Genomic DNA, 23,566 nt, shown 5'->3' on the forward strand with positions numbered 1-23,566 from the left:
CCAGAAATTCGCGCTTACAGGCTACGCCGTGCAGCGCGAACAAAAACCCAAAGGGAAGTAACAGCGTGTTCCGTCAATGCGCGCTGACGGCGATACTGTCGGCGCGTACATCCAATCCATCGCGGCGATCCAGGCGGCCGCTGAGCACAGTCAAAGCCAGCGCACCCAGCACCACCAGCGCGCCTATCCACGGCGTATGCATCAGGCCGATGTGATCGACCACCAGGCCGCCGAGCGAGGCACCGAGTGCGATGCCGATGTTGAAGGCGGCGATATTCAGGCCGGACGCGACATCCGTTGCCTGCGGCACGAAGCGCTGCGCCTGCTTGACCACATACACCTGCAGCCCCGGCACATTGCCGAATGCCACCGCACCGAGCGCCAGCACGGTCAACAGCACCAACCAGCGGTTGTAGGCAGTGAAGGTGAGTACCAGCAACACCAGCGCCAGCAACCCGAAGATCAACGTCAGCGCAGGAATCGGCCCGCGACGATCAGCCAGTCGCCCGCCCCACAGATTGCCGATGGCCACCGATACGCCGTAGACCAGCAGTACCGCGCTCACCGCATTGGCCGAGAAGCCGCTGACGTCCTGCAGGATCGAGGCGAGGAAGGTGAAGGACAGGAAGGTGCCGCCGTAGCCCAGCGCAGTCATTGCATAGACCAGCAACAGCCGCGGCTGCGCGAGCACCGCGAACTGCTGGCCGAATGTTGCCGGCGCGCTGCGCGGCAGGTTGCGCGGCACGAACAGCAGGCTGCCGAGTAGGGCGATCACGCCCAACGCCGCCACCGCGAGGAAGGTTGCACGCCAGCCCAGGTGTTGGCCGATGAAGGTGCCCAGCGGCACGCCGGTCACCAGCGCCACGGTCAGCCCGGTGAACATGATCGCGATCGCACTGGCGGCCTTGTCCTTGGGAACGACCGAGGTGGCGATGATCGAGCCGATCGAGAAGAACACGCCATGCGCCAGCCCGGTCAGGACCCGCGCCACGATCAGCGAGCCATAGCCGGGCGCCATCCACGCAATCAGGTTGCCGACGGTGAACAACAGCATCAGCGCGACCAGCAAGGCCTTGCGCGGCACCCGTCCGGTCAAAGCGGTAAGTACCGGCGCACCCACCGCAACGCCCAGCGCATACAGGGAAACCAGCAGACCGGCCGAAGGCAGGCTGATCTGCAGGTCGGCGGCTATGGTCGGGATCAGCCCGACGATGACGAACTCGGTGGTGCCGATGGCGAACGCACCCAGCGTCAGCGCCAGCAAGGCAAGGGGAATTCCGCGTGACATGGGCGAATCCTTGGAAAGGGCTGCGCAGTGTGAACGCGTCACTCTTGCCGAAAAATTCGGTTTCACACCAATTACTATTGATTTAAAGTCAACAATATTCCATCGCCACCTGGCCGCCCCCGATGAAAACCACCCTGGATGAGATGCAGGCCTTCATCGCGGTGATCGACACCGGTTCGATCACCGCCGCGGCCGAGCAACTGGGTCAGACCACCTCCGGCGTCAGCCGGGCGCTGGGGCGGCTGGAAGAGAAGCTCGGCACCACCTTGCTGACCCGCACCACCCGCCGCCTGCAGCTCACCGACGAAGGCGAGACTTTCCTCGCCCAGGCCCGCGCCATCGTCGCCTCGGTGGATGCAGCCGAAGAGCAGATCGCCGCGCGCCGGGGCACGCCGTCCGGGCGCTTGCGGGTGAATGCGGCGATGCCGTTCATGCTGCATGTGATCGCACCGCTGGTGGCGGGCTACCGCGCGCGCTACCCGCAGGTGGCGCTGGAGCTCAACAGCAGCGAACGCTACATCGACCTGCTGGAGCGGCGCACCGACGTGGCGATCCGCATTGGCCCGCTGTCTGACTCCACCCTGCATGCGCGACCTTTGGGACATAGTCGTCTGCGTGTGCTGGCCAGCCCCGCCTACCTGGAGCAGCACGGCACACCGAAGAGCGTGGTGCAGCTGCAGGCGCATACCTTGCTGGGCTTCAACGAACCGGATTCGCTGAATCATTGGCCATTGCAGGGTGACGACGGCGAGCGCCTGCACGTGCGACCCGCATTGGCGGTATCCAGCGGCGAGATCCTGCATCGGCTGGCCCTGGAAGGCGTCGGCATCGTCTGCCTGTCCGATTTCCTCACCGAAGCCGCGCGCGCGCGCGGCGAGCTGGTGCAGGTGTTGTCCAAGCAGACGCTGGACACACGCCAGCCGATCCACGCCGTGTACTACCGCAACACCGCGGTATCAGCGCGCATCAGCTCCTTCCTCGACTACCTGGCCGAAGCAATGGCGCAGCCAGTTATAGGAGCGGCGTAAGCCGCGAAGCTGACATGGTCAAAACCACCGGCATGCGTGTGATTCGATGAGGTCGGGTGCGGCGGTGCACGCCATTTGTCGCCACTTGGAAACCCCTGCCGAGCATGGCTCGGCACTACGCTTTTGCTCCCTCCCTTTGGCGAAGCCAAGGGGAGGGTTGGGGAGGGGTAAGCGCTTCAACTTCCGACGTTGCAGTGGCATCGCGGCTCACGCCGCTCCCACAGAACGCCAACGCCTGCCCAAGGTGATGATGTCGCCGGTTGTAGGAGCGGCGTAAGCCGCGAAGCTGACATCGTCAGAATCAACGGCGTGCGTGTGCTCCGATGAACCCGGGTATGGCGGTTTGCGCTGTTCGCGCTCGCTGGGAAAGCCCCTGCCGAGCATGGCTCGGCACTACGCTTCGCTCCCTCCCTTTGGCGAAGCCAAGGGGAGGGTTGGGGAGGGGTAGGCGCTTCAGCTTCCGACGTTGCAGTGGCTTCGCGGCTCACGCCGCTCCGACAAAAGCCAACCACAAAGTCCTTCAATGCTGCTGTGCGTGATGCCAGGCATGGCGCACCAGCCAGCGTGCTTCATCCCAGGAAACCGCCAACGCCGGGCTATGTCGGTGATAGCTGTCCTGCAGCACTTTATAGAGCTGCTCTTCGTTGGCGCGTGGATAGGCCTGATAAACGTCGTAGCCCATTTCTAGCAGGCGCTGGTAATGGTCGAAATCATGTTGGCCAAGATGGCCGATGGCATGCACGCCACGCCAGTAGGTCAGTTCGGCGTCGCGATCAATGCTGCGCTGGGCTGCGGATGTGGTCTGCATGGGTAGGACTCCATTCGCGGTCTACCCCCTGTCCGCCCGATCCTACGGCGCGAACAGAGGGCGCGCAACCTGGCGCATTCAGTTTTCGGCGCTGGCGGCATCCAACTGTGCGCGCTGTGCCGCATCCAACTCCAGCTGCGCTGCCGCCAGTACTTCCTGCAGCTGCGGCACGCTGGTGGCGCTGACGATGGGCGCGGTGATGCCCGGGCGCGCGACCAACCATGCCAGGGCGACCTGGGCCGGCGTCGCCTTGTGGCTGGCGGCAACGTCGTCGAGTGCCTGCAGAATGCGCAGGCCGCGTGGGTTGAGATAGCGATCAGCAACCTTGGCGCCGCGCGCGGCGCTCTTGCCTACATCAGCTGCGCTGCGGTATTTGCCGCTGAGGAAGCCGCTGGCCAGCGAGTAGTAGCTGATCACGCCGATGCCGTGTTCGCGCGCCAGCGGCTCCAGCGCGGTCTCGTAGCCGCTGCGGTCGTAGAGGTTGTATTCCGGTTGTAGGGTTTCGTAGCGGGGCAGGTGGTAGTCGGCGGAGACCTTGAGTGCATCACGCAGCCGTTCGGCGCTGTAGTTGGACGCGCCAATCGCCCGCACCTTGCCGGCTTCGATCAAGCGCCCGAACGCGCCAAGGGTCTCTTCCAGGGGCACTGATTCGTCGTCTTCATGTGCCTGGTACAGATCGATGACGTCGGTCTGCAGGCGGCGCAGTGAATCCTCGACCGCATCATTGATGTTGTCGGCGGAAAGGCCGGGGTGCTCGGCCCATTTGGCGACCTTGGTGGCAATCACCACCTTGTCGCGCTTGCCGCTGCGCTGCAGCCAGCGGCCGATGATGGTCTCCGACTCTCCGCCGCGGTTGCCCGGCACCCAGGCCGGATAGACATCGGCGGTATCGATCAGGTTGAAGCCGGCATCGACAAAGGCGTCGAGCAGGCCAAAGGATGTCTTCTCATCGGCACTCCAGCCGAAAACGTTGCCACCAAAAGCGATGGGGCTGACGTGTAGACCCGAGCGACCAAGTTCGCGTGACTGGGGCATGCGGTGCTCCTTTGTTGTTCAGCTCCACAGCATAGACGGCATGCGTTCCAATTCCGTGGCAGCGTGGTGAAAACAGCGTTCCGTGTGGCGTTCCTGCGCTAACGGGATGTAAACAATTGCAGCCTGCATTGCACGTGCAAACGCATGTTAGTCTCGCCGTTTCAAACGCCGGAGTCCGACATGAAGAAGCATTCCCCGCTGCTGTGTGCCTGTCTGCTGGCGCTCGCCAGTACCCTGTCTGCCGGTACCGCGCTGGCCCATGATGCGGCCCACGCCACTGCCGATGCGCAGGTGTCATCGCAGCTGCAGGCTGCCATTGCTGGCAGCTGGCGTACGCCGGCCAATGTACTGCGCGACGAATACCGTCATCCGGCGCAGACCCTGGCGTTCTTTGGCCTGCAGCCGCAGCAGACCGTCGTTGAAATCACCCCCGGGGGTGGCTGGTATTCGGAAATTCTCGCGCCCTACCTGCGCGAGAATGGCAAGTACGTGGCCGCGGTAGTGGATCCGGCGACGCTGCCCGCGGGCGGCGGTCGCGATTACCAGCAGCGCTCACGCGATGGCCTGAGCAAGAAGTTCGCCGCATCCCCGGCCCAGTTCGACCGCGCTACCGAGGTCGCCTACAACCCGGCTGCACCGGTGCTGGGCGCACCGGGCTCGGCCGACCTCGTGCTGACCTTCCGCAATGTCCACAACTGGCGTTCTTCTGGCCAGGCCGAGGGCATGTTCAAGGCCTTCTTTGACGTGCTCAAGCCAGGTGGCACCCTCGGTGTGGTGGAGCACCGCGCCAAGGCCGACGTGCCGGCCGATGACAACAGCGGCTATGTCGGCCAGGCACAGGTGATTGCCATGGCCGAAGCGGCCGGCTTCAAGCTTGCCGGCAGCAGCGAGATCAACGCCAATCCGCGCGATACCAAGGACTACCCCAAGGGTGTATGGACGCTGCCGCCGTCCAACAGCCACGACGCTGCCGATGCCGCCAAGTACAAGGCCATTGGTGAAAGCGACCGCATGACGCTGCGCTTCGTGAAGCAGTAAGCGGCGCGGGAGTGGGGATTGGCGATGGGGGAGTGCGACAATGCGTGGCCGCCGTGCACCAGCACGCGGCCGCGCTCTGCAGGCATGCGGTGTCCCGCCTGCATCTGCGGCGCGTGGCAACTCTCCAGTCCCCTCGCAGAAACCTGTCGCAATGCTCATCGCCTTCAATAAACCGTTCAACGTGCTGTGCCAGTTCACTGACCGCAGCCAGCCGCCGCGTGCCACGCTCGCAGGCTTTGGGCTGCCGCCGAACGTGTACGCGGCCGGTCGTCTGGACTACGACAGCGAAGGCCTGTTGCTGCTCACCGATGATGGCAATCTTGCCCATCGGCTGACTGACCCGCGGCACAAACAAGCCAAGACATATTGGGTGCAGGTCGAAGGTACCCCTACCGATGAAAAGCTGCAGGCGCTGCGTGATGGCGTGCAGCTCAACGATGGGCCAACCCTGCCGGCGCGGGTTGAACGGCTGGCCACCGCCCCGCCGCTATGGGAGCGCGACCCGCCCGTGCGCTTCCGCAAGACCGTGCCGGACAGCTGGTTGGCAATCACTTTGCGCGAAGGCCGCAACCGCCAGGTCCGGCGCATGACGGCTGCGGTTGGCCTGCCGACGTTGCGACTGGTGCGGGCAGTGATGGGACCGTATGCCCTGGATGAGCTTCAGCCCGGGCAGTGGCGCCAGCTGGGATGAGTGCGGTCGCCGGTGATAGCGCCGGCAGCATGGGCGTGGACGCCTGTCCTTCAGGTGCGGTGACACTCCCACATCCTTGTCGAGAGCGTCACCGCGCGGAAGCTATCTGCCCAACAGCCGCGACAGCAGGCCGGGTTCCTTGACGGGCAACCTGTCGCGATTCTCCCGAATGGCTTCGCCAAGTTGCTGTGCAGCGGCCTCGGCATACAGCAGGGCGCCGTCGGGATGACAGTTGTAAAGGTTGGACATGCTGCGGCTCTCCTTGAGGTTGAATGGACTGGGTTCAACCACCTCCGCCGCTTCGACCAGGCCCATGCCGGCACTGATGGCCGCATCCAGGGCCTGCCAGAAGATGCGCAGCCGTCCGTGTGAGAACACATCGTCCATCCGCGCGCGCACCCGTGGGTCGCGGTGATAGTCGCCGCGCAGCCGCTTCAGGTCTTCATGTGGCAGATAGACACCGCCGCAGTAGTTCTGGGTCAGCTGATTGTCGAAATGCATAGGCTGAAATTGATCGGGAACCAGCTGCTTCCAGTCACCCGCGTAGCCGGCCATCAACCCATCCTTCAACAGGAAGGAGAATGCACCGCCGCGGATGTAATGGTGTTGCCGCAGGAAGCCAAGGATGACCGCAACGTAGTAGGCATGGCCCCTGGCAAATGAAACGCCATGGTCGATCTTGCGCGCTTCGTCGAAGCGCAGGCGTAGCTGCTCGGTGTAGAAGGCATCAACGCCGAAGCGCTGCGCCAATGAACGATGGAAAAGTGGGTCTTCCAGGCCAGCAAAGTAGATCGAACGAACCTCGTCGTGCGCTATCGGGTGATAGCTGATGTCCCAACCCATGCTTACATCCTTGTCTGTCGTAGTTGCAGTGCTGATGCCGCACGTGCCTGTGCGGGTGTGGTTACCAGATATCTATGGTGGTGGCGAAGCCGGCTGGATCATGTGCATGGATTGCGATTTCGGCGGGAACAAAGCTCCTTCCGCGATAGATGGGCCTGGCCGAGTAACGGTTGAGCTTTCCGAGGCGCATCATCGGTAATACGGTAGTGGTGTCTATCCTGTGTTTCTGGTCCGCAACCCATAGCGGCACAAACACCAGATTGTCGGCATCGCAGCTGCCGCCGAGCTCTTCGGGAATCAGCTGCAACAAGGTCAGTTCATATCGTCGTACTGCCGCTTCGCACTTCTGTCGCGTATCGAGATGGCAAAAGTCAGCGCACCCGGTTTTTCGGGAGCGGTGCCCGTCATGCATGGAACTCTCCTGTGGCCTGCCAGATTGAAGCGACTACCTGATGCAGCGCAGCGAGCAGACGTTGCGTTGCCGGCTATCGTTTGCCGACGCGAACACGTCGCCGAGCGCGCCGCTGTTTTGGAGGCGAGAGAATACGAGAGTTTCGGTGGATCACCTTGTTACAACTGGGCATGAGGTGGCGCCGGTGCGGCATGTAAGCGCGCTGCGATTGCTCGCCGCTGCGATGCCGGGCATAACAGGTGTTCCAGCGCACACCAGCACTGGATGCCATCCAGTGACGATGCAGGACGGTTGCGCAGAAAGCTGACGTCCCGAATGGGGCGGATCGCAAGTTGCACGTCGCGATCCGCTGGCGAGTCAGGTGTAGAAGGGGTGTTGCGTGAATCCTACTGACCCGCGGGCGGCTCCCACAGCTCGACCTTGTTGCCTTCCGGGTCCATTACCCAGCCGAACTTCCCCTGCTCGGAGTGCTGCGGCTCACCCACGACATCACAGCCTTCCGCGCGCAGGGCGAGCAGGAGGGCGTCCAGATCGTCGACCCGGAAATTGATCATGAAAGACGCGCTGGATGGCGCCATGTAGTGGGTATCGGCTGCAAACGGACTCCAGAGCGTGGCACCTGCCGGGCTATCGGCACCGCCCCATTGAAAGACCGCGCCGCCCCAATCGCTTACCTCCAGGCCGAGGTGCTGGCGGTACCAGGCGGAAAGCGCCTTGGGATCGCTCGACTTGAAGAAGATGCCACCAATGCCGGTTACGCGCTTCATGCGGAGTCTCCTGGATCGACGGATGTGCGGTCATGGACCGGCTTGGGTGGGAGGGTGCTGGGGCTGCGCAGATTGGCAGCATGGGTGCCCCCGTCCTTCCACGAGGCGACCCATGCAATTGCTTCGATACAGATTCCAACGCCGCCAAGTACCAGGCTGCTCATCGTCGACGAAGCGATGTAAAGGCAGAGTGCAGTTCCAAACAACACGAAGGAAAGGATATGCAGGCTTCTCACGGGTGCGAGTCCGGGAACACGGAAGGGTCGATCGAGGCGCGCGTATCGTGACCGCATGATGATCGCCGCGGCCCATGCCGCCGGCCGCGCAGAGGGAAAGCGGATTCCGGCGCAGGGCTCATAAGGCCGCGCTCTGCGAGGAAACCAGATGATCATGACTTTGCTTGAACTCCGGGACGCTGAGGAGTTGCGACAACACCTCCATCAACGCCTGGTTTGACTGCGCGTAGCTCAATAGTGGGCCCAGCGCATAGTAGTGCGCTTCCTCGCGCATTGCCGGCAGGTGCGCGGCAAGGCCGGCAACTATCTGCTCAGCTTGCACGCCGTCAGCAGCCAGGCGGCACAGGATCTCGATTGCATTCCCTTGTGTCCAGTCGTACTCGCCGTATGCAACGCGTTGCAGGAGGGGAATGGCGTCGCCGCCAAAGTTGTAGAAGATCTCGAAGATGGCGAACTGCCGGGCCGTCATCCAGCCACCAAGCCCTTGGAACTGCATGGCGTACCGGGCAGGAGGGGAATGCTCCGCATGGAACAGCGTTGCAAGATGCTCGATTGTCGTCGGCCCAAGTTCGTTGGCTGCGATACGTGCGCGGTCGCGGAATGCATCCGGGTCGGCAACTGCCGCGGCCACCCAGTTGACGCGGTCATTGGCCGAATCGCATTGCAAGCCAGCGAGCACTGGTTGCGGTTCTGGCTCTGGTCGCTGCAAGTCAGCGCGGTGGGATATCAATCGACGCAGGAGCCGAGCGGCACGGGAAACAAGTGACGGGCCTGAATGTTTATGCATACCGCACACCAAAGCTTGGTGGCTGCGTGCAAAGAACATTGACGCACTCATAGTCACCGCTGACGAAGTATTCAAATACTTCGCCATAGAAACCTGTTGGGACGTACGAGCCGGATATCTCCCCTTCCTCGCGCCATCCACCTGATTGCACCAGGGCAACCAGCGCCCCATCCAGTTCCTCATATTTCTCGATATTGGCGCGCCAGAACATCGAGAAATCCCGTTCATCAAGAATCTTCACCCCAATCACCCCCGCGAAGGAAATCTCTATTTGATGCCCGGAGGGGTGTGATACGAGGAAGATCGTGCAGGTCTTCATGTCGTGTACGACACGGGTGATGGAGGTCGACTCGGTAGTACAGACCGAGTCGGGTAGGTCCAGCAGGCGCACTTTCATGGCTGAAGACCCGGATCGGTTTTCCGATGCTTCTGCGTGTTCACTTCCAAACCTCATCTGTCAGCCTTCTGAGCTCAGCGACCGCGTTGCCAAATTCTTCCCTGCTGAACACCGCAGTCTGGCTTGGGGCTGTCCATGCCACGGAGGTGACGATGCCGTTGACAACATCAAGCGCGCGGCCGGTCCTCACCCAGCAGATGTTCTGACCACCAGCCATCTGCTCAACCACCGCCACGGTGCAGCTCATGTCCATGTCGTCTGGGCAGACCAGCATGGGGACTATCGTTGAAGAATGATCTTCTCGTGGGCTCAGTAGCTTCCATGCATGCTCGCCGTCGCCCTCGTCCTGCAACCACCCTTGTGCCGGGACGAGACCGTCTGTGCTGTCCACGCCATCGGCGCCACAGACGACTCCCTTGATCCATTCGTGCGACGGGGTTTCATCAACGAATAGTACGGGATGCGGTGCGCGCGCATGGCGTGACCTGTGCATGCGGGCGGATAGCTTGTTCATGGCGTCTGCTGGGCAGCGCTCTGCCCGGAGTGAGGTGCGAAGGGTTGTTCGCATGCTTGTGCTCGGCGCCACCTTTTGGCCAAGGCGAATGCTTTATGCCGTGTGCCCTGCAGGTAGTGTTTTCTCCCGGCCACCCATTCAAGGGAACGTGCGATCTCATCATCGATCAACACCCCTTGCTCAAGCCACTCCAGCGCTCCCACAACCCAGCCCTGGCTGGGCCACGTCAACGCGGCCATGACCACATCTTTCGGCGAAACCGTGGCTTCCAGCTCGCAGAGGGGCCTGATCAGCTTCGACACCAACTCCCTTTGATTCATGTCATGCACCTGGTCGTGAGCCGAGCCTACCCCTATTCCCGGTTGGCTCCGCGAATGCGTTGAAGGCTAGTCAGCAGCAGCGATCCTGAGGCGGGTGCCATCTTCCAGGCCCGAAATTTCCCGCGCGAGATGGCCGGAGGCGGCAATGAGCTCAGCCAGCGACATCATGGCGAGATTGTCGCCACCGTACTCGCCGCCAAGCACGCCGGGAATCTTGAGGCAGTACTTGTAGTCGGGTGGCAACGCGCCAAGGCGTTCCCGTGCCTCGTCAACCAGGCCCTGCATCTGCCAGTCTTCAACGAACTCAGCATCGCGCGACAGTTGATCGAGTGCTTCGCGGGTTCCGGCGACAGCCTCGCAGTACAGGTCCTCGGGGCAAAGGCGCCAGTAGCATCCGTTCCGGTCCTTGATCATCAGGTTGCCGAAATCATTCTCCCCGACGATCTGCTCAGCATCCAGCCCGGTCCAGCACCACGCCTGTTGGACGATAGCGATCACTTCCTGAGTTCCTTCTGTTGAAGCTGGGCGGGGGGTTGCAGCGGGTTCGACCCGAATGCACTGTCGGCTGACTATCGTTGACGTCTACCAACGCTGCCAGATTATCCCCTGATCCAAGGCCGACAGCGCATATCTGGCGCCTTCGCGAACATGTTGCCCGGGATGATCCTGCTCTGCGGATATCACAGGGATGACTGCGCGATCACCCAGCTCACCGAGAAGCTCCAGAATTTTTCCACGGCCATACGGGTCCTGCGTGCTTTGTAGCAACACCGGCAAGCGCGGGGCTGGCATCGTAGGATTGGGTCGCATTCCTTGATATGCGTTCTCGAACCGCATCGGATCGATGGCGAGAATCTGTTCCAGCCATGTGTCCAGTTGTAGCTATAGCGGTTCCACGGAATCCGACGGGACAAACGCGAACAGCGCCTCCCGCCAGGCTGTAACTACTTGCTGCCCAGCAAGCGGGATAGGCGCACCGCCTCATCGCGCAAGTGCGCGGACGTCTCGTGTGTCCAGCTGTCATCGCACCAATCACAGCAGTTGTAGAGATCCCCCAGCCACCCTCGGCCATCGGCGACCAGCCGTTGTGGCCGTGGGACGCTGGCCATTTCCACGTTGAACAGGATATCGAGCCGGTCAACCAATCTGCACAATGCCTGGACGGATATGTCCCTGGCGGTGAAGGCGTTCAGTGATCGGCGTAGAACCTCCGCAGCAACAGGTTCCGCCTCGACGGATGCCGGCCGGAAGCCATTGAGGTCTGCAGCCATCGTCAGCAGGAGACCCTCGGCCAGGTCTGGCGCGGGGAGGGGATACAGTTCCCAGATGAGGGGATGGAGCTCATCCGTAGCCAGTACGACAGCGTCCGCCCAGCGTGCCAGCTCATCGGGATTGCCGACTCCGCACCAGAACGCCATGGCGAGGCAGTTCAGTTCTTCGCGGAGCTCATCCATCATGCGGTCGGCACCCAACGTGGCGTGTCGTCATAAGGACGTGTCGCCGAAACGCAGCGGACCCGCTCACAATCGCATGCCCGCCCATATGACGGCTTCGGTCGACACAGACACTATCGGGGTGAGCAACCTGGGCCAGAAGGCGCCAGGCCCGATGTGGTCAAGTGATTGGTCATGGTGCTGCTGCTCCTCCGCGACAATGGACGAAATGACCGCGATGGCGGACGGGTCCCGGCCCTCAAGCACGGACAGCTGTTGCTCCAGGTGCCTGAGCACCACCGCCTCAACGGCTGCGGTGGTGGCGGCTATGGCAGCAGTACCCAGCAGGCCGGTTACCACGCCCAGCGCAAAACCTCCCGCGCCGCAGAGCCAATAACTGCGGCAGCGGCCGACGCCGCGTCGCTGGAGTTCGGCAGCGAAGATCGCCCGGTGTCCTTGCTCGTGGGAGCGGAACTCCGCCAGCTGCGCAAGCATCGCCGGCGCGGTAAGCCGGGCCATCAAGATCTGGCCGGCGTAGATGTTCACCGCGCCATGTTCACCGGCGTGATTGACCTTGATGATCCGATTGCCGACTTCCTTGCCTGGACCTTGCACGAATACCCCTGGATGACCATCAACCTGCGGGCCGGATCGACCCATCAGCCGCACCCGCCATGCTGGATGACGGTTGCTGGGCATGTTCACGCATGCGCGACATGGCGTCCAGCCCATGGACCCTGTGTCAGTTCGACGCAATCGCGCTTCGGCAATCCGCAAGCAACGACACGACTGTCCGGCGACCACCTCGCCCGCAATGATCGACAGGTGTGCGAACTACCACACCAATAGCCTTCCGCCTGGCCAACGTCCCTGCCACCCGCAGGGAAAATGCCCCGCCCGGTACACTTGCAGGAGCTGCAGGAAGAAATCTGGACGCCCCTTGCAGCTCCGGTACTCATGTTCCATCACCGCGGCGATGACGTCCCAGCTTGCTGCGTCCAGCAGGCTCTTGCCGAGCCCCATCCTGTCAGCGAAAGCGCGCCATGAGGTCTCGCACAACCGCGAAACAACGCGCTCCTTGGCGGAAACAGCGATTCCATTCCAGCGCTGATATGCGTCGCGATGGTGCCTGTGCAGGAACTCCGTCAATCGATTCCTTGCATCAAGCGTCGCATCCTCCCAGGCCTGGCTGCTGCACAGATCCATCGCCTGTGGTCAGCCTGATACCTGTTCTGCGTCGAATGGCAGGGGCGCGATGAGGGGTTGCCCGCAGTCATTGAACCAGGGGATGTTCTCCAGTTCTGTTGCAAATGACTCGTCCATTGTTTTCCACCTGGTCGTAGCATCGGTTTCGCCGCATCCAGGCGCCGATCCCGGTTCAAGCATCCGGTCAGGGGCGCAACAACGATGCAACCGCGTCCCAGTACCAGGATCGCTCGTCGATGGTTGCCGCGGCCAGCGGCGTTGGGTGCAGAACGACAACCGTGTCGATCCCCTTGTCCCGAAGGATCTCCTGCGTTCGCTGTAGCAGACGGCGATTGCCGGTCAACCATTGCCGTCGCCCAGGTGCGAGCATGGCAATTGCGTCCGGTATCGAGCAGGACAGCTTTTGCCGGAGGTTGATCAGCGCCGCTTTGTCCGTCCTGTCAAAGGTCGGTTCGATCACATAGTGCGCGCCGGCCGCGGCCGAAAGGTCGTACGTGTCCTGCAGGTACTCCATCCAGGATTGCGCGCTGCCAACCGTTTCGACATCGCCGGACGACACGCTGACCAGGTGCGCGGATACACCTACATAACAACGATCGAGCGTCCCGTGGACGACATAGTCCTCGCTGTTGCAGCACACCACCCAGTAATCCCCGCGTGGGGAAAGATCACAGGACTGGATGGCGAACCGTTCCCCTGGCGCGCTTTCCTCGCAGCGACGTAGAACCGTGGATCTTGCATCTTCGGCGGAAATCATCGATCACTGTAGTGCGTTGGAGGTGGGCGGAATCGTGCCGCAGCATCGGACCGGCAGATTACAAGGTGAGCCTTACATCGGGAAGCCATCGAAGCTCGGAGTCTCGGCTAGCTTCCGCTCCCATCCGGCCTTGCTGGCGACGAAGATATGCGCGCTCGGCGCGATATCAACGTCCGTCGTCAAGGCGCCTGCAGGAACAACGAGCAGGCCGTCCAGCGTATAGGGAAGGGCAGATCCGCAGGCGGCGCAGAAAGATCGGGTATGCCTTGTTCCCGGTAGTGTGTAGGTGGTCCGCTGTCCCTCCCCGGAACGCCAAACCAGTGTTGCCGATGACGAGAACAGGTTGGCGGTGTGCGCAGCGCCGGAGTCCTTCTGGCAATGCGTGCAGTGGCATAGGTAGAAGCTCTCGAACGCACCTTCAACTTCAAACTGGTTGGCTCCGCATAGACACGCACCCATGTGTTGATCGCGCATTGGAGGATTCCCTTGAATCGCCTTCGCAGTCGGCGGCACCTGGAGTCACCGTTGCAGGCGCCCGCGAAAGACATGGCGAGGATGGTCACGGCACCATGGAAAGGCCCATGGTGGAAGGTAGCTCGGCAACAAAGGTACTGGAGTGCAACGCACCAGCCGCGCGCAGGCGGATGGCCTCGGACTGGCAGGTGGTGATGAATGCAGCTTTCTCTGGAAGCGTAGCGGCCTGCAGGGCTGCGGCCATCTCCTCCAATGCAGCAATGGCTGCATCAGGGTCGACCAGGGCTTCACTCGATTGCTCGAGGAAGCATGCCGCGCCAATGATTGCGTAACAAAGATTGTTCATCAGATTTTCTGAGGGTGGGCGGGTTGGCATCCAGGATTGTGAGCTCGCTGGTCAGACGTACCGGCATCGTGTCCTAGCTGGCAGGCGCTGTCTCGATTCTGGGCCAGATGGAGGTTGCGACCTAGCAGCAGTGCCACCGTACCCTGTGCCTGCCGTCCAGATCGTTGGCTGATCTCTTCCATGGACGGGATATCCAGGTGACGCCATCCCGCAGGCCGGGTGAGGCTGGAATGAATGCTCAGGGCGCAGCCTGGAACCAATGGGCGTGGACAAGCTCAAGGAAATCCTGATTCATGGGCAATCCGGAGGCAGAGCCGATAACTGTGTTGCCGGTACCGCAGGCTGGGCAGCACGCGGTCTGGCCGCCGTCCATCCAACGAATGATTGCGTCAGGGGCGAAGTCGGCGAAGCAGAAGAAGCATGCACATCGAATACTGTTTGAGATCTCTGTGCGGTTCTCTGTTGCATGGCGCCAAGCCTGGTATTGGTCGAAACCAAACCGGGTTGCCAGATGGTGCTCGATACGCTGGGGGTCGGTCATGCGGCTATCCTGAATCACGCCAGCTGGCTTATCAATCCAGGGTTGACCGACGTCATGCATGGCTGACGGGTTCGTTGGAAGACGGGCCCATCGCAACTGACCAATCATGGCTTGTGAATGCAGCACCCCGAACTATCGCCTTCCACCCCACTCGGAAAGCGCTGCACGCTTGGAATCTTCGTGATCACCGAAAGTAATCCATGAGACAAGCGGACGAGCCTCAGCGATAGCGAAGGTTTCTGGTTCGGTCGCTTCTTTGCACCACTTGATGGGATCGACGTGCAAGGCAACAGGGCCCAGCACCTCTCCATTCTTCCGGGAGCCCCGCATAGATGCCCAATGTCCGTAGAACCGTGCGGCAGAATGGGCATCCCAGCAGCTTGCATCTCTGCAAGGTCGGAGTCTGAAAGTGGCTTTGACCTGCGAAGCGAGACGCCGGCAGCCGGCGAGAATGAAACGGAAAGGACGACCAAGCGCATCGCCGTTTCGGTGCCCCGACGCGTCGGGTTGAACCGCAGGACGCGGTCACCAAGCTAGTTGGGGCCGATCGAATCGCCGAGTGGCGATACCTGGACAAACATCAGTTCTACGGCGCCGGCAGCCGCCACATCAAGTTCATGCCATTTGCTGTTTGGCAATACGCCAAACCACCATCCATCAGTGTCGATGGATGAGCGAAACATCCGGTAGTGGGCTTTGGTGGAGATCAGATCGTTCACAGCGGCGACAACGTCCGGGAACTGATCGTCCTGCTCGATGCTATACCGGATGCGCGCTGATCGGCCGAGTACGGAGATCTGTCCTTCGTCCCCGTCTTCGCCAAGATCATGGTGGAGGTCCAGGTCCAGGCGACCGAGTTGAACGGCCATGTCCTCGACGGCTTCCTGCAGCCATCCCCGCCAGTCCACCGCAAATATGAAGGGACTTTCAGACAGTACGGACTCAAGGTCACTCGCTTCGAATCCACCATCCGTTCGCCATCGTTGGTACTTGCGCGAGTCTGGGCCAATGTCGAAGGTCTCCAGCACGATATGGGCGATATCCAGTGGGATCTTGCGTGCTTCTGCGGTCATGAGTGCTTTTCACCTGATGTTTGTGGCAAGTCAGCCAACTGGCTTCGGACTGACCAGCAGGGTGTTGCCGCAAGGAGGACGTCGCGTTTGAATCGGTGCCTGCGTGGTGCGCTACTGCAGTCACTGTGGATGAGGAGCGCGTCGTCGGCCAGGCCCTTGCGCAACATGGCCGGCGGTCGATTCATCGAACACGGTGCCATGAACCCTGTTTGCAAGGCCGCCGTTAAAAGGCGGGCGCTATTCGAGCATGGCCTAAGGGAATAGACGCCTGAGGTGCGTCCGGCCACGTTGCGTGAGCAGCTAGCTCCCATTGGTGTGGAGCCCGCGCAAAAGACGCTCAAACAGCAACCAGCCGCAAACCGGAAGCGACACCAAGAGTAGAAGCGGAGCCCAGAAAAGCGAAATGCCAAGCACGCCCTGGATGTTGTGACCATATGCAATGCATGGCTCGATGGATTTGCCGAGGTCCTGGCATCCAAAGTAATCGAATGCCCATGCGCCGGTCCGCCAAACAACAAAGCTGGCTAGTGGCGGAAGCGCGAGCATCAGATTGCCAAACACCTGCTTCATTGCTTTGACACCTGAATCAAGTCGCGTTGCGAGGTGATGTTGGCCTGCACCAACCGTCAGCTTTCGTGCCTGTGCGCCGGGGCTTGCATCAGGAATACTCTGCACATGCGCACAAATCCGAACGAGAAGATCGTCGAGAATATCGCGAACACGATAGGGGTCACCAGAAGCGCTTGCGGACCAAACGTCATCTCCAGGCTGCCGCCCATCGATTGCTCGAATATCCACCAGGTAAGCAGTAACAAGATACTTGACAGCACACCAAAGCGGCCGGGCAATCTTGTTTTGGCCGCAACCAGCGAAGCGGCTATCACGACGCATATGAACGCAATGGCGGTGATTCCGAAGCCGATCATGCCCGCCGTGTTCAGGAACTCGATCTGCTCTGGTGTCGGCGGTCTTGTATCAACGATCTGCACAGGGCGATGGGACATGATGGTTGACGCCTGGTTTGTGCCGTGCCGTGAAGCGGCGTTGGTTTGGGTGAATTCTCAGGCCGCGGAACACGCGACACCCCGCAGCCGCAGCGCCTTGTACAGGGCATCGAGCCTGCCGTCGGAATCGTCATCTGCAATGAAATAGCGGCCATTGCGGAGGGCGGCCATCCCCGACGCGAATGCGAACACAGGTGAATCATGGTTCCGCACTGATCCTTCAAGATAGTAGTTGTAGGGACCGTCGGATCTCTTGTTTGAATGGACACACTCCAGGCGGCTTAACCACTTGCCAAATGCCGAGTTCACCCTGTGCAGCTCCGGAAACCGTTGTCGGAGTGGTGTCGGCAGAAAGTGCACCTCCCCAACGGTCCACAGCTGACCACGCCTAATCCGGGGGAGAAAGACGGTGACAACCGGGGACGCCAATGGGTCAATGGATCCGTCCGCGCGATAGGAAGTCGGCCCATAGTCAGGGAAAGACAGGATCGCACCCCGCTCAGAGGGAGTCTCCACAGGGGCTCGCCCTAGCGCGCGGAACCACCCCAGCACTTCGGAGGGTTCGGTAGGATCCGCTATGAATCTGTGGGTACTGCCCATCTGGCCTCCGTGATCCAACGTCTGAGTCGAGCCGAGCCGCGAAACGGCTTCTACGTGGAAGGATTGTCAGGCATCTGGCCGGTTGGCCACCTGGAAGCGCTTGAAGATATATCCGGCACCAATCCAGTAGCCGTGATGCGTCGCCCGTGTAGTGAGTTGTGCTGTTACGCGAAGCTGTGTCTGCTTTGGTCGTGCAACCGTAACCAGGCCAGAAAGCTCATCAACCGGCGCCGGCAACGCATCCAGAATTGCCGGGTTTCAGCATCCAGTGTAGGGGTTGCGCATCCTGAAAAGCCATCAGCCCGGGCTGGACAAGCGTCCGCCAGACCGCGCGCCCGCTCGCAGTCCCAGGCTGAGCGTGACTACAAAGCCGGCAAACAGGTATGCCGGCAAGCCCATGAGGATCAGGGGAGCAACGCCTATCAGCGGATGGAGGCGGGATAGGGCAGAGAGGAACGCCCCAGCCAAACCCCAAGCGACGAAATAGATCACGCCGGTCCAGGAAAGGAACAGCAGTACACGCGCGCCCCAGCTGCGACCACGTCCGGTAGCGATGCCTGCAGCAATTCCCGCGACGCCTGTTAGAAAGACAAAGCTGGCATGAACCCACTGGATTGGCTTTGACCCAGAACCCGCCTTCAGCAGTATCGCCAGCATGACCAGGGCTGTGAGCAGCCAAAGCCAGCCAACGAGGCGGGTGCCGAGGCCGAGTTCGCGCTTGTTTGTCATCGTGGTAGATGTCCTTGATCAGGCTGCCGGTCGAGGCAGCAACGTGTTGAAAGAGCTCTCTATAGAGGACATGCGCAACAACAGGCGGCGTTGCTGGTGATGCCAACGATGTTGCTTGCACTTGGACATGCCTGAGACATCTTGGATGCAGGTCCCGACGAACGGTTACGCGGAAGTCGTGATGACGTAAGCGGCCGCCCCCAGCGCTGCAACCGCACCGAGAAGAATCACGAATCCGAAACGGAGACGAGCAGGAATTGGCCCTTTACCGTACGTCCGCTCAACGGCTTTCCTATCCAGGATCCAGCCGTGATTGCAGCGGGTGCAGGCAAGCTGGTAGCGCTTGGCGTAGACAAAGCCAAAAAGCAGATCAAACTCGCCGAACCTGTATCTGAGTTGCGTCTGGAAGTCTGTTGTCTGGTCACAGCCCGGACAATACTTCTGCTCTGGAGAGCCCAGTGGGACGATTCGCTCCCCTTGTCCAATCATGAACATCATGACGACCTTCCTTAGCCGCTTGGTTTGCAGATCAGTCGATGGCGACGTCGACTGTGTGTAGTGAATTGATGGGTGCAAGCATAGTCCTGAATCACTCAGTGTTGCTTACCGGCGCAAACCAGAGCATACCGTTATGCCTGATCGCGTACAGCCTGAGTGAGCCTTGCCTCAAAGTTGCTTGCCAGCATCTGATCTACTGCGGCCAGAGCCCGCGTGGCTTGCTGCGGATCAAACCTGCCGCCTTCCAGGACGGTGGCAGCTTGGTTGTGCAGCGCATATGACAGATGGGCAGCGGCTTTGACCGCCGGATCCTGGCTGTCTCCAGAGCCAAGATGATGGGCGAGTAGAAGCCGGATCTCATGGACAGCGAATGCGAGCACTTGTTCCTGCGTGATGGCCATTCAAGTACCGTTCCTTGGGGGCATGATGTCCGGGGCGATCCGCAGTCACGAAGCGGTGGCCGGGTTGGACGACTCTCAAACTGCGCCGAGCCTCCCAATCGCGTCCATGACGAAGCTTGCCTCCGCAGAGGTGGTCCACGTCACCTGCGGCGGTTCGAGGGAAAGCACATCCACGATATCACTGCCGGAAATGATGCAGTAGTGGTGCGGGGAATCAGCGAAGGTGATCGCCTGCACGGAGTTTGCTGCCCAGAGTGAATTCTCAACCTTCAGAAATGGAAACGTCCACGACGTTCCTGGCGACTTCGGGAGCAATCGATCTCCAGACTCACCAGGCCACGGATGCGCAAATTCCTCATGGATGCTGACGGCTTCAAACCGCTCGAAGCGAAGCACCAGCAGCTTGCCGTCTCCAAAGTCGCCATCGCAGATGAGGGTCATTGCACCGGCCAAATGCTGAACGACAAATACGCCTGCCAGAAAGACCGGAACGTGTTCGATCGGGAACCACGGTGTGAAGTTCTGCATGGCCTTGTTCGCGCGGTCCGGGGGGAGGGCAGAGTTGGGGTGAGCCACGAAACGGACGTAGCTTGAGTGCATGATCAGGTGACGCGCTCATCTTGCCTGCGGGTCGCGGGAAGTCAAAGGCCAGGATCAGGTCGCGCCATTAAGCACGGTCGGCTTGACTGAATCGTTGGCTGCAAATCGTATCCTCACGCGCAAGCCATCCGTCACTTCCTCGAGTTCACGCGGGTCATGGACAATACGCAAGGCCCCAATGTTGGATTCCGCACGTACGACGCAGAGCCTCATGCCATCTACGCGTGTGATAAGAACGCCTGCATCGTAGATGACCGACTCCATATCACCTATCTCGCGGGCTTCCAGGACATCGATGCTTGCAATCGAGGCCGCTGCACCGAGATGGAATTCCAGATGGTCTTTGCAGTAGCTGGTCTCGTTCGCTTGCGGATTCGATTTGTACGTGATGCCACGCGGTGCTTCGGAGAATCGTGCGCTGAGACAATGGTAGTTCAACCATTCCTTTGGCGTATCTCCCCAGGCGCTTTGAAGGATGAGGAAATTTCTCAGGCCAAGCTGTACTGATACAGACATGACTTCGATGGCAGAGCTGCCGAACGTGATGTCGGCGCTGTCACTCAATAGCGTCTGGATCCTGAAGCCAAGCAGGGACCTCAGTGCGTTGCTGGACGCACGATCCAGACGGCGGATGATCTCATTCATGGGGCTTACTCCGCAGCCGATTTTCTCGGCGCAGTGGCTGCGACTGGAGCGGCCGGCGCGGCTGGGATCCGGAGCCAGTGGGCGTGAACTCTCCACTCGTGGAGCAGGTCCGACTTGAATGGCTGTCAACGCTGGATGAGGCGCGCCACATGATGATATGCCCTACGTGCAGATACAGAAACTACCTTGTTTGTGAAGCTGGCAGCGCAAGCGCCGAGTGCGATGAAGTTCGCACGCCCTTCGTGAAGTGAGAGTCCGTGATTTGCGCACGAAGATGCATCAGGGTCTGAAACGCCAAAGGCATCCTGCTCCCAGAAGCAGACCGGGCAAATCTCGTAGTCGTGGCCGCCCGGGATGCTGAAGTAATCACAGCAATCGCACTGAACAAGAACTTCCATCAGGGTGAACTCCGGCTCCGGAACTGCACCGCGCCGCATGGCGGCGTCGGCTTGACTAGTCTTTCAGGGGGCAATTGCATCGGGGTACGAGTGCTTTGAGCTGTTGAGATCATCAGCAAGCTTCCCGATCCTGGAGAGCAGTTTGCCGACATCTTCCCCTGGATCCGCATGGAAGTAGTCGATGGTGAACCGAAGCGTTGTACCAAACTGATCTCCGATGGGCGGAAGAGCGAGGCTCCTGATCTGCATCGGCTCGCCACCACGCGCCGCGTCGCGTACCCACCACGAGATGAACTCAAGTGCATTGAGGCCTTTGCTGTCTCGGGTGATACCGAAATTTGCCGATACAACAAGCTCGCTGGCCAATCCGCCCTTGGTACGCCTTAGCGAGCCGAGGGGAAGGTCCCCGTAGGGAGGAAGGCTGAAATCACTTTCCGGAATGTCACTCAGATCCGCCTTGCCTATTCTCGCATCGGTAATTCCGGGAATGGACTCTATGGCGTCTTGCAGCTTTTTTACTTCAGGCGGCATGTCAGCTCCAAAAAAGGAAGCGAAAGAAAACAATGACCAATAGTGTAGAGCGAACCATCTACCGCCTGTAACACCGTAATCGGGCCGCCGCGAAGCGGAGTCGACTTGGATTGGCCGTCAGGTTGCGGCCGAAGTAGCTGAGCGATCAATCACTTCGAAGTCGGGGCCGGGTTGAACGCGCAGCATCTCCAGGAATCGCAACGCCGCGACATTGAATCGGTCCCGCTCCGCCGCCTCCCATGGCGATGGGTCAGGCGGATATGTCCAGTCAATGCCCGTGTCGTACCAACTGCACAGGTGGTGGGTGAAACGCCATGTATTCTCCGGCAAAGGGAGAAGGTGCGCTTCGACACAGTACCCCCACTTATCCTTGGTGGCGTCATTTCCCGACCAGAGGCAGGCTCCACTACCGGGGTCGAAGAAAAATTCGAGGAGATAAATGGGCATGTTGAGTGGCTTGGCTCCGGAGCTGGGCCGGGCCGCGAAGAGGTGTCGGCTTCAGTGAAACGCTAGGCATCTTTCACTGGCCTTGCGATGCAGTCAGGCCATCCGAGTAGCCTGAGCTCATTTGAGACGGCGGATGGGAAGTGATCTATATGGCTGATGGAACGCATGCGTATGGGAAGTTGCGACAAAAGTCGATAGTGACTAGTTGGATTGTGATGACGATGAAGAAATAGCGCTATCGCAGCCAAATACTCCGGATTTCTAGCGCCGGAAACAAAAAAGAAACGTCCCGCATTCTCGGTCTGCCCATCCATGGCGAGTGCACGGCCCAGGAGCTCCAGATACCCGGTGTCGTACGCCGCACCAAAACAACTCCTCGCGAGATGCGACAAAGCTGTTGCAGCGTCTCCATTGGCCAGCGCCGACTCAGCCGCCGCAATCTTCCATTTCTTGGGCCGACCACTGCGAATCTTCATACGTGTGCAAATCTGGAATCAAGCCGGCCCGCGCAGCGGATTCGGCTCGAATGAACTGTTAGCGGCTTCTCGTGGGATCTGGCGCAACCACGCATCAACCCGGGGAAGAATGGAACCCAGATCGGGCAGAAAACCATCCTCGTCGTGCCAGGCCGCAATGTCCAGATCCATCGCCAAGTCCTCCAGCTCCCGAATGAGAGGGTACGGCATCAGTTCCAATGCGCGACCGTTGTTCCGAATGGCTCGAGCGAGGCATTGCGCGGTGCTCTGCCGAGCTCTCACCGACGCAAGTACGGACTCAATTCTGGTGATCAGTGAATTGTTCGACACGACGCTTGGCTCTGGAAACAAGCCGCACCGCGAAGCGGCGTCGGCTTGGGTTAACTATCAGGTCCCGGCGGGATAGTACTTGCGCATGAAGTCCTGCAGTAACCCATCCGTAACCTCTCTGTTGCCAGAACAGTACGCAGAAAACATGGACAAGTAGTCCCGCATCTTCTGTGGGTCATCCCGCAAATCGTACACCGAGCTTACGCGGCCGTGCCGTGATACGGCAGTGGCCCAATCGCCGCGGTTGAGGCTAAAGAATATCCAGCAGTGCTCTGCTTCCATGTGATCGTCTGAGAGCTGATTGCAATTGTTGGATGCAAGCGCCCTCGCAGCAGCGAAAGTAATCTCAGGTTCGCAGGAGTCTTTCATGCAGGGCTTTACTCTGGAATTGAGCCGCGCCGCGAAGCGAGTTCGGCTTGAATGAACTGTTAGCGGGCAGAGACGCGCCAGTGCACTCCGCGGGCGCCCCCTTTGTGAATGCCAACAAACATGGAGGTGGGTGATACATCACTTGGGCAACTATAGAACGTATACGAGCGGCTTAGCTCGACCGGGTCCGGCCACCAAGGCTGACGATATCGTGATGGGACAACTGCAGCCGCCAGGACAGCCTGGCATTGATTGGGTGGACGCCAGCTACCGCTGTTTGTGATGTTGAATGCTAGGGCGCTTTCATTTGTGTCGATGTTATGGATTTCGCGAAGATTAGTTGAACTGGCGGGGAGCCACTCGGGAATCCAGCCACTTGAAATGCCGCCGCGCGAAGCTGCTGCCGCCATGTCGGGGTATGAAGTCTCCGCGACATCAATGCTGTCGCAGCCTGCCAAAGCTGCTGCCAAGAAAACGACAGTTTTCGACAATTTCCCCATGCCCGCTAACTCCGGAATCCGACTCGCGAAGCGAGTTCGGCTTG

Annotated in this window: 36 protein-coding genes; 3 read left to right on the plus strand and 33 right to left on the minus strand. The window is 60.4% G+C overall.

Annotated elements, in window-relative coordinates; translation table 11 throughout:
• Positions 1–73 precede the first annotated feature (73 nt).
• The gene (locus ACVOLQ_RS01870) at positions 74–1,288 is read right to left on the minus strand and encodes an MFS transporter (protein ID WP_481526867.1); all 1,215 of its coding nucleotides are present in this window, start codon (positions 1,286–1,288) and stop codon (positions 74–76) included.
• Positions 1,289–1,410: 122 nt separating this feature from the next.
• Here ACVOLQ_RS01870 and ACVOLQ_RS01875 point away from each other — a divergent pair, with 122 nt between their 5' ends.
• Positions 1,411–2,316, plus strand: a complete 906-nt coding sequence (locus ACVOLQ_RS01875; RefSeq protein WP_481526868.1) for a LysR substrate-binding domain-containing protein — start codon at positions 1,411–1,413, stop codon at positions 2,314–2,316.
• A 520-nt stretch (positions 2,317–2,836) separates the two neighbouring features.
• Here ACVOLQ_RS01875 and ACVOLQ_RS01880 read toward each other — a convergent pair.
• Together ACVOLQ_RS01880 and ACVOLQ_RS01885 are read right to left on the minus strand one after the other, a co-directional pair.
• Positions 2,837–3,124 carry a hypothetical protein gene (locus tag ACVOLQ_RS01880; protein WP_313173224.1) on the minus strand — a complete coding sequence of 96 codons (288 nt, stop codon included), beginning with the start codon at positions 3,122–3,124 and terminating at the stop codon, positions 2,837–2,839.
• Positions 3,125–3,202: 78 nt separating this feature from the next.
• Positions 3,203–4,159, minus strand: coding sequence for an aldo/keto reductase (locus ACVOLQ_RS01885; RefSeq protein WP_481526869.1), 957 nt, complete (start codon positions 4,157–4,159; stop codon positions 3,203–3,205).
• A 180-nt stretch (positions 4,160–4,339) separates the two neighbouring features.
• Between ACVOLQ_RS01885 and ACVOLQ_RS01890 the strand changes: the two genes are divergently transcribed.
• Positions 4,340–5,197, plus strand: coding sequence for a class I SAM-dependent methyltransferase (locus ACVOLQ_RS01890; protein ID WP_481526870.1), 858 nt, complete (start codon positions 4,340–4,342; stop codon positions 5,195–5,197).
• Positions 5,198–5,348: 151 nt separating this feature from the next.
• A complete protein-coding gene (locus ACVOLQ_RS01895) occupies positions 5,349–5,888 on the plus strand; it encodes a pseudouridine synthase (protein WP_481526871.1) in 540 nt (179 codons plus the stop codon).
• A 102-nt stretch (positions 5,889–5,990) separates the two neighbouring features.
• Here ACVOLQ_RS01895 and ACVOLQ_RS01900 read toward each other — a convergent pair whose 3' ends face one another.
• The 30 genes from ACVOLQ_RS01900 to ACVOLQ_RS02045 form a co-directional block, all read right to left on the minus strand.
• Complete coding sequence (locus ACVOLQ_RS01900) at positions 5,991–6,731, minus strand: hypothetical protein (protein WP_481526872.1); 741 nt, start codon at positions 6,729–6,731, stop codon at positions 5,991–5,993.
• Between the two features lie 61 nt (positions 6,732–6,792).
• The gene (locus ACVOLQ_RS01905) at positions 6,793–7,143 is read right to left on the minus strand and encodes a hypothetical protein (protein ID WP_313494251.1); all 351 of its coding nucleotides are present in this window, start codon (positions 7,141–7,143) and stop codon (positions 6,793–6,795) included.
• A gap of 386 nt (positions 7,144–7,529) precedes the next feature.
• Positions 7,530–7,910: a VOC family protein gene (locus tag ACVOLQ_RS01910; RefSeq protein ID WP_313173218.1), complete on the minus strand. Its 381-nt coding sequence runs from the start codon at positions 7,908–7,910 to the stop codon at positions 7,530–7,532.
• A gap of 354 nt (positions 7,911–8,264) precedes the next feature.
• On the minus strand, positions 8,265–8,972 hold the full coding sequence (locus ACVOLQ_RS01915) for a hypothetical protein (protein ID WP_481526873.1): 708 nt from the start codon (positions 8,970–8,972) through the stop codon (positions 8,265–8,267).
• Entirely contained in the window at positions 8,926–9,330 is a 405-nt protein-coding gene (locus ACVOLQ_RS01920) for a hypothetical protein (protein WP_481526874.1), read from the minus strand. The genes ACVOLQ_RS01915 and ACVOLQ_RS01920 overlap by 47 nt, the downstream gene beginning before the upstream one ends.
• A 40-nt stretch (positions 9,331–9,370) precedes the next feature.
• A complete protein-coding gene (locus ACVOLQ_RS01925; RefSeq protein ID WP_481526875.1) occupies positions 9,371–9,844 on the minus strand; it encodes a hypothetical protein in 474 nt (157 codons plus the stop codon).
• The gene (locus ACVOLQ_RS01930; RefSeq protein WP_481526876.1) at positions 9,841–10,164 is read right to left on the minus strand and encodes a hypothetical protein; all 324 of its coding nucleotides are present in this window, start codon (positions 10,162–10,164) and stop codon (positions 9,841–9,843) included. The genes ACVOLQ_RS01925 and ACVOLQ_RS01930 overlap by 4 nt, the downstream gene beginning before the upstream one ends.
• A 66-nt stretch (positions 10,165–10,230) precedes the next feature.
• Entirely contained in the window at positions 10,231–10,662 is a 432-nt protein-coding gene (locus ACVOLQ_RS01935) for a T6SS immunity protein Tdi1 domain-containing protein (protein ID WP_481526877.1), read from the minus strand.
• A 446-nt stretch (positions 10,663–11,108) separates the two neighbouring features.
• Complete coding sequence (locus ACVOLQ_RS01940) at positions 11,109–11,621, minus strand: hypothetical protein (protein ID WP_481526878.1); 513 nt, start codon at positions 11,619–11,621, stop codon at positions 11,109–11,111.
• A 63-nt stretch (positions 11,622–11,684) separates the two neighbouring features.
• Positions 11,685–12,296 (minus strand): demethoxyubiquinone hydroxylase family protein, encoded by a 612-nt coding sequence (locus ACVOLQ_RS01945; protein WP_481526879.1) that lies wholly within the window; start codon positions 12,294–12,296, stop codon positions 11,685–11,687.
• 135 nt (positions 12,297–12,431) lie between these two features.
• Positions 12,432–12,803 carry a hypothetical protein gene (locus ACVOLQ_RS01950; protein WP_481526880.1) on the minus strand — a complete coding sequence of 124 codons (372 nt, stop codon included), beginning with the start codon at positions 12,801–12,803 and terminating at the stop codon, positions 12,432–12,434.
• A gap of 184 nt (positions 12,804–12,987) precedes the next feature.
• A complete protein-coding gene (locus tag ACVOLQ_RS01955; RefSeq protein ID WP_481526881.1) occupies positions 12,988–13,560 on the minus strand; it encodes a hypothetical protein in 573 nt (190 codons plus the stop codon).
• A 72-nt stretch (positions 13,561–13,632) separates the two neighbouring features.
• Positions 13,633–14,034: a GFA family protein gene (locus tag ACVOLQ_RS01960; RefSeq protein ID WP_313173208.1), complete on the minus strand. Its 402-nt coding sequence runs from the start codon at positions 14,032–14,034 to the stop codon at positions 13,633–13,635.
• 85 nt (positions 14,035–14,119) lie between these two features.
• On the minus strand, positions 14,120–14,380 hold the full coding sequence (locus ACVOLQ_RS01965) for a hypothetical protein (protein ID WP_313173207.1): 261 nt from the start codon (positions 14,378–14,380) through the stop codon (positions 14,120–14,122).
• Between the two features lie 238 nt (positions 14,381–14,618).
• Positions 14,619–14,921 (minus strand): hypothetical protein, encoded by a 303-nt coding sequence (locus tag ACVOLQ_RS01970; protein WP_481526882.1) that lies wholly within the window; start codon positions 14,919–14,921, stop codon positions 14,619–14,621.
• Between the two features lie 533 nt (positions 14,922–15,454).
• Entirely contained in the window at positions 15,455–15,994 is a 540-nt protein-coding gene (locus ACVOLQ_RS01975) for a hypothetical protein (RefSeq protein WP_481526883.1), read from the minus strand.
• A 300-nt stretch (positions 15,995–16,294) separates the two neighbouring features.
• On the minus strand, positions 16,295–16,564 hold the full coding sequence (locus ACVOLQ_RS01980; RefSeq protein ID WP_481526884.1) for a hypothetical protein: 270 nt from the start codon (positions 16,562–16,564) through the stop codon (positions 16,295–16,297).
• A 56-nt stretch (positions 16,565–16,620) separates the two neighbouring features.
• On the minus strand, positions 16,621–16,998 hold the full coding sequence (locus ACVOLQ_RS01985) for a hypothetical protein (RefSeq protein ID WP_481526885.1): 378 nt from the start codon (positions 16,996–16,998) through the stop codon (positions 16,621–16,623).
• Between the two features lie 57 nt (positions 16,999–17,055).
• Entirely contained in the window at positions 17,056–17,190 is a 135-nt protein-coding gene (locus ACVOLQ_RS01990) for a hypothetical protein (protein WP_481526886.1), read from the minus strand.
• Between the two features lie 705 nt (positions 17,191–17,895).
• Entirely contained in the window at positions 17,896–18,327 is a 432-nt protein-coding gene (locus ACVOLQ_RS01995; RefSeq protein ID WP_481526887.1) for a hypothetical protein, read from the minus strand.
• 165 nt (positions 18,328–18,492) lie between these two features.
• Positions 18,493–18,825: a hypothetical protein gene (locus ACVOLQ_RS02000; RefSeq protein ID WP_481526888.1), complete on the minus strand. Its 333-nt coding sequence runs from the start codon at positions 18,823–18,825 to the stop codon at positions 18,493–18,495.
• Between the two features lie 131 nt (positions 18,826–18,956).
• Entirely contained in the window at positions 18,957–19,226 is a 270-nt protein-coding gene (locus tag ACVOLQ_RS02005; protein ID WP_313173200.1) for a hypothetical protein, read from the minus strand.
• A gap of 75 nt (positions 19,227–19,301) precedes the next feature.
• A complete protein-coding gene (locus ACVOLQ_RS02010; protein WP_481526889.1) occupies positions 19,302–19,754 on the minus strand; it encodes a hypothetical protein in 453 nt (150 codons plus the stop codon).
• Positions 19,755–19,880: 126 nt separating this feature from the next.
• Positions 19,881–20,471, minus strand: coding sequence for a hypothetical protein (locus tag ACVOLQ_RS02015; RefSeq protein WP_481526890.1), 591 nt, complete (start codon positions 20,469–20,471; stop codon positions 19,881–19,883).
• Positions 20,472–20,596: 125 nt separating this feature from the next.
• Positions 20,597–20,869, minus strand: a complete 273-nt coding sequence (locus tag ACVOLQ_RS02020; RefSeq protein WP_481526891.1) for a CPCC family cysteine-rich protein — start codon at positions 20,867–20,869, stop codon at positions 20,597–20,599.
• A gap of 63 nt (positions 20,870–20,932) precedes the next feature.
• On the minus strand, positions 20,933–21,400 hold the full coding sequence (locus tag ACVOLQ_RS02025; RefSeq protein ID WP_481526892.1) for a hypothetical protein: 468 nt from the start codon (positions 21,398–21,400) through the stop codon (positions 20,933–20,935).
• Positions 21,401–21,517: 117 nt separating this feature from the next.
• Positions 21,518–21,847 (minus strand): hypothetical protein, encoded by a 330-nt coding sequence (locus tag ACVOLQ_RS02030; RefSeq protein WP_481526893.1) that lies wholly within the window; start codon positions 21,845–21,847, stop codon positions 21,518–21,520.
• Between the two features lie 62 nt (positions 21,848–21,909).
• Positions 21,910–22,323, minus strand: coding sequence for a hypothetical protein (locus ACVOLQ_RS02035; protein WP_481526894.1), 414 nt, complete (start codon positions 22,321–22,323; stop codon positions 21,910–21,912).
• An 18-nt stretch (positions 22,324–22,341) separates the two neighbouring features.
• Positions 22,342–22,494 carry a hypothetical protein gene (locus ACVOLQ_RS02040; RefSeq protein WP_481526895.1) on the minus strand — a complete coding sequence of 51 codons (153 nt, stop codon included), beginning with the start codon at positions 22,492–22,494 and terminating at the stop codon, positions 22,342–22,344.
• A 587-nt stretch (positions 22,495–23,081) separates the two neighbouring features.
• Positions 23,082–23,522 carry a YbbD-related protein gene (locus ACVOLQ_RS02045; RefSeq protein ID WP_481526896.1) on the minus strand — a complete coding sequence of 147 codons (441 nt, stop codon included), beginning with the start codon at positions 23,520–23,522 and terminating at the stop codon, positions 23,082–23,084.
• Between the last annotated feature and the right edge of the window lie 44 nt (positions 23,523–23,566).

Source organism: Stenotrophomonas sp. STEN031 (assembly GCF_056759975.1).